General features: G+C 55.4%; 14 protein-coding genes and 1 pseudogene. 4 read left to right on the plus strand and 11 right to left on the minus strand.

The features are described from left to right. Positions 1-13 precede the first annotated feature (13 nt). Positions 14-316 (plus strand): DUF2755 family protein, encoded by a 303-nt coding sequence (locus L350_RS11285; RefSeq protein ID WP_003859159.1) that lies wholly within the window; start codon positions 14-16, stop codon positions 314-316. Here the strand turns inward: L350_RS11285 and L350_RS11280 are convergent, their stop codons facing one another. From L350_RS11280 to L350_RS11270, 3 genes are all read right to left on the minus strand, one after another. Then, a complete protein-coding gene (locus tag L350_RS11280) occupies positions 317-1414 on the minus strand; it encodes a DUF1615 domain-containing protein (protein WP_032624777.1) in 1098 nt (365 codons plus the stop codon). It abuts the gene before it with no gap. Between the two features lie 12 nt (positions 1415-1426). After that, positions 1427-2647 (minus strand): peptide antibiotic transporter SbmA, encoded by a 1221-nt coding sequence (sbmA, locus tag L350_RS11275; RefSeq protein WP_022647202.1) that lies wholly within the window; start codon positions 2645-2647, stop codon positions 1427-1429. Between the two features lie 114 nt (positions 2648-2761). After that, the gene (locus L350_RS11270) at positions 2762-3295 is read right to left on the minus strand and encodes an isochorismatase family protein (protein ID WP_023305557.1); all 534 of its coding nucleotides are present in this window, start codon (positions 3293-3295) and stop codon (positions 2762-2764) included. Between the two features lie 204 nt (positions 3296-3499). Here L350_RS11270 and ampH point away from each other — a divergent pair, with 204 nt between their 5' ends. Next, complete coding sequence (ampH, locus tag L350_RS11265; RefSeq protein WP_032624778.1) at positions 3500-4660, plus strand: D-alanyl-D-alanine-carboxypeptidase/endopeptidase AmpH; 1161 nt, start codon at positions 3500-3502, stop codon at positions 4658-4660. Positions 4661-4662: 2 nt separating this feature from the next. Here ampH and L350_RS11260 read toward each other — a convergent pair whose 3' ends face one another. Together L350_RS11260 and L350_RS0122395 are read right to left on the minus strand one after the other, a co-directional pair. Next, complete coding sequence (locus L350_RS11260) at positions 4663-5289, minus strand: helix-turn-helix domain-containing protein (RefSeq protein ID WP_022647199.1); 627 nt, start codon at positions 5287-5289, stop codon at positions 4663-4665. An 87-nt stretch (positions 5290-5376) separates the two neighbouring features. After that, a pseudogene (locus L350_RS0122395) lies at positions 5377-8151 on the minus strand (autotransporter outer membrane beta-barrel domain-containing protein). Positions 8152-8603: 452 nt separating this feature from the next. On the opposite strand from L350_RS0122395, the gene hemB reads away from it, so the two are divergent. Both hemB and L350_RS11250 read left to right on the plus strand, forming a co-directional pair. Continuing rightward, a complete protein-coding gene (gene hemB, locus L350_RS11255; RefSeq protein ID WP_003859169.1) occupies positions 8604-9578 on the plus strand; it encodes a porphobilinogen synthase in 975 nt (324 codons plus the stop codon). A 125-nt stretch (positions 9579-9703) separates the two neighbouring features. After that, positions 9704-11428, plus strand: coding sequence for a bifunctional ornithine lipid synthase OlsF (locus L350_RS11250; protein ID WP_032624780.1), 1725 nt, complete (start codon positions 9704-9706; stop codon positions 11426-11428). Positions 11429-11497: 69 nt separating this feature from the next. On the opposite strand, the gene tauD is transcribed toward L350_RS11250, so the two are convergent. The 6 genes from tauD to mmuP form a co-directional block, all read right to left on the minus strand. Continuing rightward, positions 11498-12349: a taurine dioxygenase gene (gene tauD, locus L350_RS11245; protein WP_023305554.1), complete on the minus strand. Its 852-nt coding sequence runs from the start codon at positions 12347-12349 to the stop codon at positions 11498-11500. Further along, a complete protein-coding gene (gene tauC, locus L350_RS11240; protein ID WP_022647195.1) occupies positions 12346-13173 on the minus strand; it encodes a taurine ABC transporter permease TauC in 828 nt (275 codons plus the stop codon). Before tauC ends, tauD begins: the two co-directional genes overlap by 4 nt. Beyond that, a complete protein-coding gene (tauB, locus tag L350_RS11235; protein ID WP_022647194.1) occupies positions 13170-13937 on the minus strand; it encodes a taurine ABC transporter ATP-binding subunit in 768 nt (255 codons plus the stop codon). Before tauB ends, tauC begins: the two co-directional genes overlap by 4 nt. Before the next feature lie 10 nt (positions 13938-13947). Further along, entirely contained in the window at positions 13948-14910 is a 963-nt protein-coding gene (tauA, locus tag L350_RS11230; RefSeq protein WP_032624781.1) for a taurine ABC transporter substrate-binding protein, read from the minus strand. Positions 14911-15132: 222 nt separating this feature from the next. Then, a complete protein-coding gene (gene mmuM / locus L350_RS11225; RefSeq protein ID WP_032624782.1) occupies positions 15133-16065 on the minus strand; it encodes a homocysteine S-methyltransferase in 933 nt (310 codons plus the stop codon). Next, positions 16052-17452 (minus strand): S-methylmethionine permease, encoded by a 1401-nt coding sequence (gene mmuP / locus L350_RS11220; protein ID WP_032624783.1) that lies wholly within the window; start codon positions 17450-17452, stop codon positions 16052-16054. Before mmuP ends, mmuM begins: the two co-directional genes overlap by 14 nt. Positions 17453-17533: the final 81 nt, after the last annotated feature.

Below are 17533 nucleotides of genomic sequence, written 5' to 3' on the forward strand. Positions count from 1 at the left end.
TTCGGGAGGTCTTATGGCAGACTTTACATTGTCGAAACCGATTTTTGGCGGAAAACAACCAAAAACCTCCACGGCGGGGAATATTGCCTATGCCCTGTTTGTTCTGTTTTGTTTCTGGGCAGGAACCCAACTGCTGAACATGCTGGTGCATGCCCCTGGCGTGTATGAGCATCTGATGCAGGTGCAGGATACCGGCCGCCCGCGCGTTGAAATCGGTTTAGGCGTGAGCACCGTATTCGGGCTCATTCCCTTCCTCGCGGGCAGCATGGTTCTGGGCGTGATTGCGCTCGTGCTGCGCTGGCGCAACCGCCACTGATTACAGTCCCATACAGCGAGCCCGACGATCGTCCACGCGTTTTGCGAACCATGCGGTCGTCAGGTTACGCGTGATCTTCGGGCTTTCAAGCTGAATGCCTGGCAGAATGGCTCTGGGTAGTGCCTTTCCACTTTTCTTCTCTGCAAGCGCGAAAACCTGCTTATACAGATCCGTTTTCTCAAACGCCAGGCTGTCACCCTTCTCCAGCTGTCGGCGAATGTCACTGTTGCTCATCTCCAGCTTCGTCGAAAGTTTTCGCACTGCCCGTTCGGTGGACCCTGCCTCGCTGCTGCCGTAAGCAATGAGATCGCCATCCAAAGCGAGCTTCACACCGCTGGCACGGCTTACCGCATTCTGGAAGGCTGCATTTCGGCTGGCATACCAGCCCGCGTTAAAGTCGGCAAAACGATACAGCGGTTTATCGTAGTTGGCCGGATAATTCAGCAGGTGATACGTCCCAAACCACAGCCCACCGCGCAGGGAGAAGACTTCCTGACGCACCGTACCGTCGATATCCCACGGATAGCCGTCGGTATGCTTTTCCGCAAATGCGATGCTTACCTGCATCGGACCGCCGGTATGTACCGGATTCAGCGAGCCAAACAGCTTCTGCCCCATCGGAACCATATTGATGAAATCATCGAAAATGGCGCTGAGCTGCCTCTCGGTTTTCACCGTATCCAGCCGTTCGCTGTAGCTTTTCCCGTTTGGCGAGGTGATTTTAAGGGCGGTATGTACCAGGAAAACCGGGATATGCATCGATTCGGCCCGGCGGTCGATCTCCTTCCAGGCGATTTTGTTCAGGCCAGGCACAACAGGATCTGACTGATACATCGATTCCTGCTGCGCCACCGCCAGTACAGAGCAGATGTTCTCCTCGGTAGGCGCGATCTTCTGACTTTTGAAGGTCGTTGCCAGCACATCAGCCCACTCACTGCGATCCTTCACGCTGGCGGGCATTTTTTGCCGCACCACGCTCGCCACATCAACGGGCTTCTCCCCTTCTTTGAGCGAGGTAGCCTCTTTCTCGGCACAGCCCGCCAGCACGACGGCGGCGAGTAACGTCAGTGGTAATGCACGTGGTACGGCAAATGGCATAGCAATTCCTTTTTAACCTAATGTATGGGTGACTTCCTGCAAATCCTTATCGTCCAGCTCACGCTCGAAACTGCGTAAACGTTTGTAGATGGACATCAGCTCCACCAGCGTAGTCCAGGAGCTAATCAGGTACTGGAACGAACCGCGAACCTGACCAAAAACGTTGGTGATCTGGGTCATCAGACCGAGTGTAATCGTACCCGCAACGATGGACGGGAACAGCAGGAACAACCCGAAAACGTTATCAACCTGAAGATAAAGGATGCGCGCGATATTGAAATACATGTAATGGAAATAGAGGCGGAAGTAATTACGACGTACGGCGCCAAACAGCTCACGCACGGTAGGCGGTGACGCACGGTTGGGATCGTCTTCACCATACACCAGCTCTTTACGGTAGGCCGCTTCCACGCGCTGGTTTTTAAATTCCAGCCCCGGCAGCTTGATCCCCACCACTGCCAGCAGTCCCGTTCCCATCAGCGACCAGACAATCGCGGCAATGACCAGGCCGTACGGCAGATGGCCGACAATCGGCAGTTCCGGAACGTGGGATGAGAGTGTCACCAGCACCGGCAGGAAGGCGATCAGCGTCATGATGGCATTAATAAAGCTCACGCCCATATCTTCGAGTGTAGAGGCAAAACGCATGGTGTCTTCCTGCACACGCTGTGCGGCACCTTCGATATGACGCAGGTGCTGCCAGTGCGCCATATAGTGTTCGTTCATCGCGGTACGCCAGCGGAACACATAGTGACTGACGAAAAAGTTATTCATCACGCCGATCACCACGGCGATGAGGGCGATGCCGAGGAAGATCCCCACCTCATGGTAGAACTGGTTAATGGTCACTTTATGCGGCGAACTCAGCGCCGTCTGGATCAGATCGTAAAACGGCGCATACCAGGCGTTGACCGCCACGCCCACTTCCACCAGGAACCAGGTGACAAAGATGATTAACGACGTGCCGAGAATCGACCAGTATTGCCAGCGGTGAGGCGAATAGATAAACCAGAACATGGCAAAAAGCCCCACGCAGAGCATGTAATAGGCGTAGAAAAGCAGATAGCTCATGGACCAGAAGCGCGCAGCGCTAATGGGAATGTCGCCCGTTGCCCCCGTAAGACGGGTCAGCCACGCGCCGCCACCGGCCTGCCAGAAAATGACAGCCAGCAGTGCCCAAATAAATGCCGACAGGAAAAAGGGCCCCGGCTTTGGGAAAAAAGACTTAAACATTGTGCTTCCTTCTTGTTGTTATGGCTGTTGCTGTGTTTAACATATCGCCACACGAAACCTTGCCTGGGCCAGCCTCCCGGCTCAGGCAAAAAAGTCAGACCTGCGGGTGAATTATTAGTTCGCTTTCCAGTTTTCAAGAATTGTTTCGGTGCGTTTCACCGAAGGCGGGTTGGCAGGGGCGATGAAGTTACGCCAGACATCGTTATAGTGCGCGATCAGAACCTGGGCATCGGCCGCTGGACGATTGGCCGTGGTGTGGGCATCCTCCGCAACCGTGATGTGGTAGCCCCGGCTGACACCGTTTTTAAAGGTGGCATCGACACAATAATCCGTCGCGCAGCCGCAGATAATAAATTCATCGATCTCCTGTTCGCGCAACAGTGCCTCGAGCGAAGTGTTATAGAAGGCATCGCAAGCGGTCTTCGTGACGTAAAACGCCCCTGCCGGCTGGTTGAGATCGGGCAGCAATGCAAACCCTTCGCTCCCCTCCTCTAGCCCGCCAGCTTCAGTATGCTGTATGAAAATAACGGCCTCAGCAGCCTGGGTAAGCTGATTGATCAGTGAGACACATTTCTCACTCTGATGGCGCGGCGTCTTAAACACCCCATTCTGCATATCAACCACCAAAACCACACGCTTTTCAGACATACCGTTCTCCGCAATAATGAATGTAACTGGTGACTATCATAAGCCCGATGTCACAAAATGGGAGTCTGGCCGTAAGTAAATTGTGCAAATTTACCCACGGTTACGTTTTTCTCGCTATCGTTATGCAAATCGGACGATTGCCCGACGCCGATTAGTAGTATAACTACCCGTAACTCTCCTTATTCACTGGATGGATGCTTTTCGTTGAAACGTTGTCTGCTCTCTTTCGCCGCGCTGTGTGCGGTGAGCCTGTCCACCGCCCAGGCAGCACAGCCTCTGACGGCACCGGTTCTGGCCTCTGACATTGCCGATCGCTATGCGAACCTTATTTATTACGGCAGTGGTGCGACGGGAATGGCGCTGGTCGTGATCGACGGTAACCAGCGGGTGTTTCGCAGCTTCGGTGAAACACGACCGGGAAATAACGTTCGCCCGCAGCTGGATTCCGTTATCCGTGTCGCGTCGATAACCAAGCTGATGACCAGCGAAATGCTGGTGAAATTGCTCGATCAAGGCGTGGTAAAACTCGACGATCCGCTCAGCAAATATGCGCCACCCGGCGCTCGCGTTCCGACATATCAGGGAACGCCGATCAGGCTGGTGAACCTGGCGACCCATACCAGCGCCCTGCCGCGAGAACAGCCCGGTGGCGCTGCGCATCGCCCTGTCTTTGTCTGGCCAACTCGCGAACAACGCTGGAACTACCTGAGCACCGCAACGCTGAAATCGGCCCCGGGTTCTCAGGCTGGCTATTCTAACCTGGCGTTTGATCTGCTGGCCGACGCGTTAGCAACGGCTTCAGGTAAGCCTTACCCTCAACTTTTTGAAGAGCAAATCACGCGTCCGCTCGGGATGAAAGATACTACTTACACTCCCTCCCCGGACCAGTGCAAGCGTCTGATGGTGGCAGAAAAAGGGGCCAGCCCGTGTAATAACACGCTGGCAGCCATTGGCAGCGGTGGGGTTTACTCTACGCCTGGCGACATGATGCGCTGGATGCAACAGTTCCTCTCATCGGATTTTTACGCGCGCAGTAATCAGGCCGACCGAATGCAGACGCTCATCTACCAGCGTGTTCAGTTACGTCGCGTCATTGGTATGGATGTTCCCGGTAAAGCCGATGCCCTCGGCATGGGCTGGGTATATATGGCGCCAAAAGATGGTCGCCCGGGTATTATTCAAAAAACCGGTGGGGGTGGCGGATTCATCACCTACATGGCGATGATTCCGCAATCAAACGTGGGCGCTTTTGTGGTGGTCACCCGGTCACCGAACACCCGCTTCGTGAATATGAGTGATGGCGTAAATAACCTTGTCGCCGAGCTGAGCGCCAATAAAGCGCAGGTACTTACGGCCGCTAACTGAGCTTAATAATCCGTGGGCAAACGGTTGATACTGATCAGTTTGCCCCGGCTCATATTGATGTAGTTCCCCTGACGCAGCGCCGCCAGAACCTCCGCAACCACCGAACGTGATATACGCGTGCTACGCTGAATATGATTCATCACACCAATTTTTGAGCGTAGCGTGTCATCCCACTCGGCCATATTGATTAGCATCGCCCGAATTTGGCTATACGAATTATTTCCGACCAGCTGGATATCACGTTTTCCCAGTAAATGATTTAGCCATGAAAGCCAGCAGAACGCTTCTTGCCAGAGTTGTGCTTCTTGAATAATTTCGCATGCAGTAGAGGCTGGCAAATAAAATCCGGTACAAGGTGTTTGTGCCATCAGGGAATATTCAAGATAGCTGTCATTAATCCATGCACTTAATCCATGAATATAGGGTGCCCGTGCAATACCCACGAGTAATTCATCTGATTTACGGTGAACGACTGTCAGGCCGGATTGTATTACAAATGTCAATGGTTCATCATCATTATTGCCGGTAGTTATAAATTGTTGTGGTTCCGTTTTAAATGGGGTACCGGCGACTTCCAGACACTTTATGAGCCGGCTTAATTCAGAAAGTGGTTTCGCATTAACGTTCATGCATACCTCAAGTCATCTGTATATGTCGGTTCTTTATTATTTTTAAAGCACATAAAAAAGCGGGGGCAAAATCCCCCGCGTTTTTTCTTACCAGGTATATTTCACACCCAGGTTTGCTCCCCAGTTCTGGTCAACGTCGCCGCCGCCCAGATAAGTCGCATCAGTGTAAGCACTGAAGTTTTTCGTGAAGCTGAACTGAGTGCCCAGTCCCACGCGAACCGCAGAGCCTTCCACGCCGTTGTCAATGCTGTCATTGTTGATATCAGCATTGTTGTCGGCATCGTCATACACGTAAGCCAGCTTGAAGTAAGGGGTTAATGCCTGCTCGCCACCGTAGTTGAAGGTATAACCTGCATCCACGCCGAGCTCATAACGCATACTGTCGTAAGACTGGCCATCGATACGCATGTCGTTGCTTAACTGATAGTCATCACCGGACTGGAACAGGCCAGAGATCGCCGCGTAAGGCGTGACGTAGCCAGACAGGTTTGGTTTCCAGTCATAGCCCAGTTTCATCCCGAAACCAACGGCGTCAGTCGTGGTATTACCGTCAACATACTGACCGTTGCTCATGGTAGCAGAGAGGTCGTTGTTGAAGCGGGTGTAGCTCATGGAGCTGTCGAGGAAGATGTCGTTCATGAACTTCGCCGACGCGTAGATCATCGCAGTCTGGCTGTCCTGATCGACCTGACCAGTACGATCGCTGATATCACCCTTCGCGAAACCAGCCGCACCACCGACAATCCACTTCGCGTTATTACCGTCGATCTGAGTATCCAGACCCACCATAATGCCGCTTACGTCCTGATCGTAGCTAACGGTGCCATTATCCGCGTCAAAGTTGCCGCCAAAATAGCTCACTCATGCGCCGCCGTTATCTGCCAGGCCATGACGGCTGTTGGTCAGACGGGTACCCACGGTATCCTGTTGCAGATTCCAGATGTTGGTATTAGCAGAAGGAATGCTCAGCGCCATGTTGGCGTAGTCAGTCAGCTCTTCCTGCTGGAGAACAACGGTGTCACCCTTCTGCTGCGCCTGATAGGTGTATGCACCTAAATCAGCTTTGTTTGCCGCAGTAAAGCTGGCAGCGGTATCCGCGTTATTGTCATAGACGCGAATGATCTCTTTGTTTTTGTAGTCAGCTACGGAGCCTGCACCGGTCGCATCGTCGATGCGCACTTTATAGTTACCGGCAACGTCACCGTTCACCGCCAGATGGCCGTCAGAGTTCAGCGCGACAACACCATAGTCGTAGTCCGCTTTATGGCTATCGTTGGTGATATAGCGTGCGTTGTTCAGGTCGCTGTTCAGCACATAATCGCGGCTGGCAACGTTGAGCACACCGCCATCGGTCAGCACCATATTGTGCGTATCAACCTGACCCAGACCCAGCGCCAGCTCTGCACCGTTGTCTACAGTAATGGTGTTGGCATACAGTTCTGCCGTCTCTTCAGACAGTGCCGCACGGCTGTAGCTATCCAGATACAGACTGTCGGTTGCCACGGCACCGCTGTCGCCAATATTCAAGGTTGAAGCATTGGTCAGGGTGATGGAATCTGCCAGCAGGCCGGAGTTTTCAACATTGACCTGAGACTGGTTGTTCACCGTCAGTGCATCGATGTTGGAGATCTTGCGGGTATCCCACTCGGAACCGTTATCCAGCGCCACGTTGAACAGGCCGCTCTGATACACCTCTTCACCGGCAACGTGACCGTTGCTGTCAAAGGTAGAATCAGGCCAGATGCTATTCGGGGACAATGCGTGCCAGTCTACGTTGCTGTAGCCCTGGCCATACATCTGCGCAGTGCCGATAGCTTCAACGCTGGACTGCGCTGCACCCACCCACTTACTGCCGTTGGTCAGCGTGACATCCAGTTTATCGGTACCATCCCAGCCGTTGGTGGTTGGGTTATAGACGCCATCTTCTGTGGTATCCGTTGCCGGATCGCCATTCTCGTAGAAGTTGTTATCAAAGGTGCTGGAGAAAAGAATGTCACCCGTAACGGTAGAGTGATCGAGGGTAGCGGTGGTCTGCATGGCGTTATCAGACGCACTGGCAGCAACGATCAGCGCCGCATCATCCGCAGCCGTGGCGTTGGTTTCACCGTAGTCGCTTGGCTTCGCCGTTTGACCGTAGAAGCCGCTGGTGCCCAGATCGCTGTATGCGCCAGAGGTCAGCACAGAGTCTTTCACCACCAGCGTATCGGTAAAGATATTGCTGCTGTTAGCAACGCCTTCAACACCGTCGTATGGCGTGTTATCAAGCTCCTGATAACCCTGCGTCAGCGTGATGCCCGCGATGTGGGAATTGTTCTGAATAACGATATCAGACTCAACATCCAGGGTGATGGCGTTACCCAGACCATAGGTGTCCAGATAATGCGTTTCAGTGGTATCGCCATTAACGACATCATACGCATAATGCTCGTAGGTATCGTTGATGGTGGAGTTATCAACAGTCAGGCTAAAACGATCGTACTGGGTATGCGTAGTGCCGTCAGTATCCACGCCTTCTGCACACGTCGTGGTCATACACTCTGACGTGATCATGCCGTTAATGGTGCTGTTAGAAATACTCAACGCGTTCGCACGGCCATTGACACCATCATCCAGATAGTATGTCGAAATAACTCCGTTAACGGTTGATTTATTGATGACTGGATAAATGTCACCATCATGTGTGGCATCTGAATAATCCCAGTCAGCATAACCATAATACCAGGGCGTGGACGCAGTATTGTCATATCCAAAAGTATTATATGTCGTGCCGGATATATCTTTCGCATTGGCCTGAGAAGCGATAGCCAGTGTGCAGGCTAATGCAAGTTGTGATACAACCAGTTTCTTTTTCCATGTTTGCATTGGGTCATCCCTCCTCAGGGACGTAAGCAAGTTTGTCCATCAAATCATTTGGCAACGTTTAATTGCGGAAGGAATTATGCAGTTTCACTTCGAAAAGGTTCAATGAATGATTCCATTAAGTCCGTATTCAGACAAATAAGCTTATAAACCCAGGACAATATCAATCATTATGAATAAATATTATAAATTCAACTGATTGCAAACTACTTTAGTTGCTTCGACACATATAATAAAAAGCAATAAATCATTTATATTTATAATCCCAAACCAATATAGAAGCCTCACCAATATCACATACCACTCTGGACACCATAATAAGATTTATAATATATACAAAATACATGTAGCGTATATTAATCGATTTCGAAAATCTAAAAGACAACTTTAGTAAAACACCACTCTCCGCTTTCAGGTACACTAAGCCTCTTTGTTCCACAAACATCAGGCATACCATGACCGATTTAATTGCTCGTCCCCGTCGCCTGCGCAAGTCACCCGCACTGCGCGCCATGTTTGAAGAGACAACACTGACCTTAAACGATCTGGTGTTGCCGATTTTTGTTGAAGAAGAGATCGATGACTACAAAGCCATCGACGCGATGCCGGGCGTGATGCGCATTCCTGAAAAGCATCTGGCCCGCGAGATCGAACGCATTGCGAATGCGGGCATCCGCTCGGTGATGACGTTCGGTATCTCCCACCACACTGACGCAACCGGCAGTGATGCATGGAAAGAAGACGGCCTCGTGGCACGCATGTCGCGCATCTGCAAAGAGAGTGTGCCGGAGATGATCGTCATGTCCGATACCTGCTTCTGCGAATACACCTCTCATGGCCACTGCGGTGTGCTGTGCGATCACGGCGTGGACAACGATGCGACCCTGCTGAATCTGGGCAAGCAGGCGGTGGTTGCCGCCGCCGCGGGTGCGGATTTCATTGCACCTTCTGCGGCAATGGATGGTCAGGTTCAGGCTATTCGTCATGCGCTGGATGCGGCAGGCTTTACCGACACCGCCATCATGTCCTACTCCACCAAATTCGCCTCCTCCTTCTACGGCCCGTTCCGTGAAGCGGCGGGCACGGCGCTGAAAGGCGATCGTAAAACCTATCAGATGAACCCGCTGAACCGCCGCGAAGCGATTCGTGAATCTCTGCTCGATGAAGCACAGGGCGCAGACTGTCTGATGGTGAAACCGGCCGGCGCGTATCTGGATATCCTGCGCGACATTCGCGAACGCACCGAACTGCCTCTGGGCGCATACCAGGTGAGCGGCGAGTACGCGATGATCAAATTCGCCGCGCAGGCGGGTGCCATCGACGAAGAGAAAGTGATCCTCGAAAGCCTGGGTGCGATCAAACGCGCGGGCGCGGATCTGATCTTCAGCTACTTCGCGCTGGATCTGGCTGAGAAGAAAATTCTGCGTTAATCCGCTTTAGCGCCGGGTGGCTTCGCCATACCCGGCCTACTCTCTGCGCGAATCTTCACTAAACTGCAATACAACCGACATCTCCTCCTTCTACTGTCTGGGCAAGACGGCAGGAGGAGTGATCAATGTTTAGTCTCGACAGCGTTCTTGATGACCTTTGGCCTCAGGCGAGGCCCGCACCCTGGCAAAAAAGTCTGTTAAAAAGACTGCTCCACGAAGACGAATTTCAGCAGTTTGCCGCCAGCCACCGTCACCTGAAAGGGCTGGATATGGTAGAGCAGGTTCTGGAACACCTTGATATTCTCTGCACCATTTCCGCCCGAGACCTCGAACAAATCCCCGAACACGGCCCACTCATTGTGATAGCGAACCACCCGACGGGCACCCTGGATGGGCTGGCGCTACTGTACGCCGTTTCGCGCGTGCGCCGGGACGTCAAGGTTGTCACCAACCGGATGCTGTCTCACCTTGAGCCCCTCAGCTCGTTGTTTATCCCCGTGGACAATATGGGCGGCAGAACCGCAAAAGCATCTCTGGTGCAGATGGAGCAGCACCTGCAAAACGCCGGCGTGCTGATCTTCTTCCCGGCGGGCGAAGTCTCCCGCCCAACGCGTAAAGGCATCCGCGATAAAAAGTGGCATCCGGGCTTTATCAAGCTGGCCAGCAAACTACGGGTACCGCTGCTACCGGTACATATTCAGGCCCACAACAGCCTGCTGTTTTATGCCAGCACCCTGGTATCGCCGACGGTATCCCTGCTGCTGCTGATGCAACAGATGTTTCGCCGCCGCCACAGCCAGCTGCCGATCAAAATCGGCCAGCAGATTGCCTGGAATGATCGGTTTAGCTCTACCCTTTCATCGCGTGAGATGGCCGAGCAGTGCCGTCAGCACGTGATACGACTTGGCAAGGGATTGCCTGGCGTCTTTAAAACCCAGTGCGCCATTGCCCGCCCGGAAGACAGGGCCACGCTGAAGCGGGAGCTGGCGCAGGCCGAATGTCTGGGCAAAACCAGCGATGGTAAAACCATCTATTTGTGGCAGCGCAACGGGCAGGAAGAGGCGCCTCTGCTGCGCGAGCTGGGGCGACTGCGCGAGATTGCCTTTCGCGCCGTGGAGGAAGGCAGCGGAAAACGCCGGGATACCGACAGCTACGATGATGACTATCTGCACCTTATTCTGTGGGATGATGATGACCTCGAGATTGTCGGCGCGTACCGCTTTATGCCAACGGCCATGCAGGTGGAAAAGTGCGGCGTCGAGGGATTGTACAGTTACAGCCTGTTCCACTACGACGAAAAAATGCAGGACATACTGGAGCACGGCATTGAGCTCGGGCGCAGCTTTATACAGCCGCGCTACTGGGGACGTCGCGGTCTGGACTACCTGTGGTCAGGCATTGGCGCCTATCTGGCGCGCTATCCACATTACCGTTACCTGTTTGGTCCGGTGTCCATCTCCGGCGGCTTACCGCCTGCCGCCCGGGATCTGCTGGTCGCGTTTTATCGTCTCTGGTTTCCGGCCAGCCACCCGTTAGCCGCCTCGCGTCAACCCTACCCGGCGTCACTCCCGGACGTGCTGGCGCAATTTAGCGGGGTGGATTACGTGGATGACCTGACAAAGCTCAAATCCCTGCTCGGCAATCTGGGCTGCGGTATTCCGCCGCTTTATAAACAATATTCCGAGCTATGCGAGCCAGGCGGCGTGCAGTTTATCGATTTCGGCAGCGATCCGGCGTTCAATAACTGTATCGACGGGCTGGTGCTGGTGGATCTGTGTTATCTGAAGGCGAACCGCTATCAGCGGTATATAGAGGCGCACTTAATACCCTCACCCCTGCCCTCTCCCTAAAAGGGAGAGGGTGAAAACCGCACCGGTCAGCCCCCTCGCCCCTTTGGGGAGAGGGTTAGGGTGAGGGGCTCAAACCGCACGGTAGAACGGCTTATCCCCCAAAATCGTCGCCCGCTGCATAATCCTTCGCTGCGGCAGGTAATCCGCATTGGCGTAATGCTGTGTGACGCGGTTATCCCAGATCGCCAGATCGTTCTCCTGCCAGCGCCAGCGCACCTGAAACTCCGGCTTCGTGATATGCGCAAACAGGAAACTGAGCAGCGCCTCGCTCTCTTTTTCCGTTACGTCCACAATGCGCGAGGTAAACCCTTCGTTCACAAACAGCGCCTGCTTGCCGGTCACCGGATGGGTACGCACCACCGGGTGCAACAGCGGCGGATGCTTTGCGACCGCATCCAGCCAGCGCTGGTGCTCCTCTTCCGTTTTACGGTACTTATACTCCTGGAACGATTTTTTAAAATCATGCTCCGCCCGCAGGCCACTTAGCAAGGTCTGGAACGGCGCGGAGAGCGCCTCAAACGCCGCAATGCCGCTCGCCCACAGCGTATCGCCGCCGGTCTCTGGCAGTAGTTTTGCTGCCAGAATCGCCCCGGCTGGCGGTGTGTCGATAAAGGTAACATCCGTATGCCAGTTGTCATTATCGGGCGGGTTATCGTTATGAGTGTCCAGCACGATAATTTCCTCCACCCCTTCCGCATGCGGGTAGACCGGGTGGATATGCAGGTCGCCAAAACGCAGGGCCAGCGCGCGCTGCTGTTGCGGGGTGATGGCCTGCTCGCGCAGGAACACCACCTGATGGCGCAGCACCGCGTGGTACAGCTGCTCAAACTGGTTATCGCTCAGCGGACGGGTTACGTCCAGGCCCGACACCTGCGCGCCAATGTACGGCCCCAACGGGATAATCGTCAGACGTTCACTCATTGTATTTCTCCATGCCAGGGCGTCAGGCGACGCTGTAGCGTGCGCAGTCCCAGTTCTAATCCAAAGGCGATCGCGGCGATGACCGCGATCCCTGCCAGTACCACGTCAGTCGCCAGGAACTCTCCCGCCGACTGCACCATAAACCCAAGGCCGCGCGTGGCGGCAATCAGCTCTGCCGCCACCAGCGTTGACCAGCCCACCCCAAGGCCGATGCGCAACCCGGTCAATATCTCCGGCAGCGCACCTGGTAAAATGACGAACAGCAGTACCTGCGCGCGGCTGGCGCCGAGCGACTGCGCCGCACGTATGCGTACCTGCTGCGCACTCTTTACGCCAGCCAGAGCCGACATTGCTACCGGCGCAAAAATAGCCAGATATATCAGTAAGATCTTTGACGTCTCGCCGATGCCAAACCAGATCACCATCAGGGGCAGATAAGCCAGCGGCGGTACGGGACGGTAAAGCTCTATCAGCGGGTCGAGAATGCCGCGCACCGTCGGGCTCAGTCCCATCGCAATCCCCACCGGAACGCCAATAATGACCGCCGCCAGCAGCGCCACCAGAATACGCGTCAGACTGGCGCCTAAATGCTGCCAGAGGGTGGCATCCATAAAGCCCTGCGGTCCGGCGATGGCGATCAGTTTTTCCAGAACCTGGCCTGGCGGGGGCAGAAACAGCGGGCTGATCCACTGCTGCGCGGCAACCGCCCACCATACCGCCAGCAACACCACCAGCGTGCTGACGCTTAAGGTGAGCTGGCGAGAGAACGGCCAGCGTAAGGCACGGCGCGTCCGCCGCGTTTTTTCACTGAAGACAATGCTCATGAGAACGCCTCCCGCTGTTCAAACACACGGCTCAGGATGTATTCCCGTTTTTCGATAAATAGCGGGTCTGATTTAATGCTGCGTACTGGCTCTCCCGCCACATAGCGCCGGGCAAACTCAAGCGGCAGACGCTCCAGCACGCGTCCCGGTCCCGGTGAGAGCAGCACCAGCTCCGTCGCCATAAATACGGCCTCTTCGATATCGTGGGTGATTAACAGCACCTGCTTGCCGGTTTCGTGCCACAGGCGCAGCAGCAGGGTTTGCATCTGCTCACGGGTAAAGGCATCCAGCGCCCCGAAAGGTTCGTCCAGCAACAGCAGCTGAGGGTTAGCCGCCAGCGCACGGGCAATCCCGACGCGCTGACGCTGCCCGCCTGAAAGCTGCCAGATAAAGCGTTTTTCAGCCCCCTCCAGCCCGACCTTTTTCAACATGTCGCGCGCCGTATTCAGACGCTGTTCACGCGCTACGCCGGCCAGTTGCAGACCAAACGCAACGTTTTCCTGCACGTTTCGCCACGGAAGTAGCCCTTCGTTCTGGAAGACCACGCCGCGCTCTGCGCCCGGCCCCGTTACCCGTTTTCCTTCGAGTTGGATCGTGCCGTGCTGATACGGTACAAACCCGGCGATCAGGTTCAGCAGCGTCGTTTTCCCGCAGCCGGACGGCCCCAGTACGACCAGCAGTTCACCGCTGTCCAGCGTCAGGTTGATCTCTTTCAGGGCGGGTTTGCCGCCGTAATCGGCAGACAGGTTGGTAATGTTCAGCATCGCAGCCCCCTTATTTCACAAAGCGGTCGGTCACGAACCGGCTGTAATCCGCTGCTACCGCAGGCACTTTGCCCTGCTCTTTCAGGAACGTCGCAGTGTCGACAATCGCTTTGCTCACCGGCCCGTTCAGCTGCTGGACCTGCTGCGCAGGTGTCAGATAGGTGTTGCCTTTCACCAGCCCCGGCACGTCAGCTTCCGGCACGCCGCTCAGACGTGAGAGTTTCTCCAGGTTGGCGGGCTGTTTCAGCCATTCATCCGGGTTGCTGATGTAAGGCTGCTGGGCGTCGATGGCGCTTTTGGCGAAGGCTTTCACCACTTCAGGGTGTTTTTCGGCAAAGTCCTTACGAACGACCCAGACATCAAGTGTTGGCGCCCCCCATTGCCCCACTTTTTCGGAGTCGGTCAGCACGGTGCCGTCTTTTTCCAGCTCGTTGACGGCGGGCGCCCAGACGTATGCTCCGTCAATGTCGCCACGCTGCCAGGCGGCAATAATCGCTGGAGGTTGCAGGTTGATGATCTGCACCTGGCCCGGCTTAATGCCCCAGTGTTTCAGCGCTGCCAGCAGGCTGTAATGCGTGGTGGAGATAAACGGCACCGCGATGCGTTTGCCAATCAAATCTTCGGGTTTCGTGATGCTTTTCTTCACCACCAGCGCTTCGGAATTTCCGAGCTGCGATGCCAGCAGGAAGACTTCAATCGGCACCTGCTGGCTGGCGGCAACGGCCAGCGGGCTGGAACCCAGGTTGCCAATCTGCACGTCGCCCGAGGCTAACGCCCGCACAATTGCCGCGCCGCTGTCGAACTTGCGCCAGTCGACGTTCGCCCCGCTCGCTTTGGCGAAGGTGTTATCCGCCTGCGCGACTTTCGCCGGTTCCGCGGAAGTCTGATACGCGACGGTGACGTCCACCGCCTGCGCCTGAAATGCCCACAGCGCCAGTGCACCAAGTAACGTGATTCGCGATGAAATTGCCATACCGTCTGCTCCCCTTGTTGTTATAAGGACAGTATTTCCGGCGTGGGATTTTTGATAAAGGAATAAAAAAGAATCGCTAATGACGATTCGTTTTTAGAAAAAAAGCGGGAAAGGATAGTGAATTTTGTACGGTTGTTTCGCCGGGTGGCGCTGCGCTTACCCGGCCTACGGTTCGTGCAATTTGTAGGCCGGGTAAGGCGCAGCCGCCACCCGGCAAAGGCCTCAGCGCTGAACCGTCAGCGCAGCAATATCCTGCGGCGTGGTCCGACAGCAGCCGCCAATCAGCTTCGCGCCTGCTTCCAGCCACTGCGGTAAGTACCCCGCCAGCGTCTCGCACGTTTCACCGTGGTGATGCCAGGTTTTACTCACCGCATCGTAATGCTCGCCGGAGTTCGGATAGACCACCAGGGGCAGCGACGTCAGGCTGTGCAGATGCATCAGCGCCGCCGTGGTGTTTTCCAGCGCGATACAGTTAATCCCCAGCGCGACAACCTGCGGGTAGCTTTCCAGCGCAGAAACAACATCCCGCAGCGGCGTTCCGTCGCTCAGGTGCTCACTGTCACGCAGGGTAAATGAGAACCATGCCCGGGCGCGCGGATATGCCGTCAGCAACGCCGCCAGCGCCTTAATCTCAGTGAACGAAGGCAGCGTTTCACAGGCCAGGAGGTCCGCGCCCGCATCCAACAGCGCCTCTACACGCGGGCGGTGGAAGGCGGTAAATTCTTCAGCGCTACGCACATAATCGCCGCGATACTCGGAACCATCGGCCAGATACGCGCCGTAAGGGCCCACAGATCCCGCCACCAGCAAAGTGCCTGCATTTGCGTTCTCTGCCAGGTACGCTTCGCGCGCTTTGCGTGCCAGCTCTACGCTTTTGCCGATCAGCGTCCGGGATTGCGACTCGTCCAGCCCGCGAGCGGCAAAGCCTGCGGGTGTCGCCTGATAGCTGGCGGTGATCGCCACCTGTGCCCCCGCGCGGTAGTAGTCGAGGTGTACGTCGCGGATCAGCTCCGGATTTTCCATCAACACTTTGGCCGACCAGAGACTGTCGGCAAGGTTACAACCACGCGCTTCCAGCTCCGTTGCCATCGCCCCATCCAGCACGACAAACGGCTGTTTTTCAAGGAGGGCGGTAAGCGGATTATTCTGCGACATGTTCAGGCTCCTGCGTGGTCAGATTTCGGGTCAGGTAGTACGCACCATAACACAGGGCGACAAACGGAAGCCCGCAATAAAGGGCAATACGCTGGCTGGGGTCAAACCACAGGCCGACGCAGGCCACCAGACAGAGGATAAAGCCAAGCACGGGCACCAGCGGATACCATGGCGCGCGATAATGCAACGCGGATAGCGGCTGGCCGGACTGCACGTGACGGCGACGAAACACGAAGTGCGACGCGCAAATGCTAATCCACACCGCCACCACCGCAAAACCGGAAATGGCTGACAGGGCCACAAACACCGTATCCGGCGCGACCACGCTGGAGAACAACGCCAGCACGCCGCCCAGCATGGAAACAGAAAGCGCCGTCAGCGGCACGCCGTTTTTGTTGACGCGGGCAAAGCAGCGCGGCAGCGTTTTCTCGTTAGACAGAGACCAAAGCATACGGCCAGAGGCGTACAGACCCGAGTTCGCCGCCGAGAGGATCGCCGTCAGGATCACGAAGTTAAAGATATCCGCCGCATACGGAATGCCGACCTTTTCAAACACCAGCACGAACGGACTTTTCTCCACGCCAGCCTGCTGCATCGGGATCAACGCCGCCAGCACAAACACGGTGCCAATAAAGAAGATGATGAGCCGGGCGATGGTGGTGCGAATAGCAACCGGAATAACCTTGTGTGGGTTTTCCGTTTCCCCTGCCGCGATGCCGATAAGCTCCGTTCCTGAGAAGGCAAAGTTGACCGCCACCATGGTCATCAGGATCGGCAGGCCACCGTGCGGGAACCAGCCTTCGGCGGTAATGTTGCTTAGTCCCGGCGCGGCAGAGCCGTCCGCCATCGGGATAAAGCCAAAGATGGCCGCGCCGCCGAGAATAATAAAGGCGACGATGGTGATAACCTTGACCAGCGAGAACCAGAATTCCCCTTCCGCGAAAAAGCGCGTGGAAATCACGTTAAGACCAAAAATCACAGCGCAAAAGACAACGCACCACGTCCAGACGGGAACCTGTGGGAACCAGTACTGCATGCAGAACCCGGCCGCGGTAAAGCTCGATCCCAGCGCCACTGTCCACGTAAGCCAGTAGAGCCACGCCACGGTATACCCCGTCGCCGGGCCGAGATAGCGGGCGGCATAGACGTGAAACGCGCCGGTTTCCGGCATCGCCACGGAAAGTTCGCCCAGACATTGCATGACCAGCCAGACCACCAGCGCACCGATAAGATATGCCAGCAGCGTGCCCGCCGCGCCGGTTGTCGAGATGATATATCCGGTATTGAAGAATAACCCTGTGCCGATAACGCCACCCAGCGAGAGCATAATCAGGTGGCGGGTTTTCATGGTGCGCTTAAGTTGCCCGTTTTCTTGTTGTGTTTGCATGTTACCTTCTAAACGTATGGACATCTAAACATCCAAAGAAGGAGTGTTATACCGCGATTGTTAACAAAAAGCCACCCGGCG

Origin of the sequence: Enterobacter sp. MGH 4, assembly GCF_000534735.1 — a bacterium.
GTDB classification, from domain to species: domain Bacteria; phylum Pseudomonadota; class Gammaproteobacteria; order Enterobacterales; family Enterobacteriaceae; genus Enterobacter; species Enterobacter intestinihominis.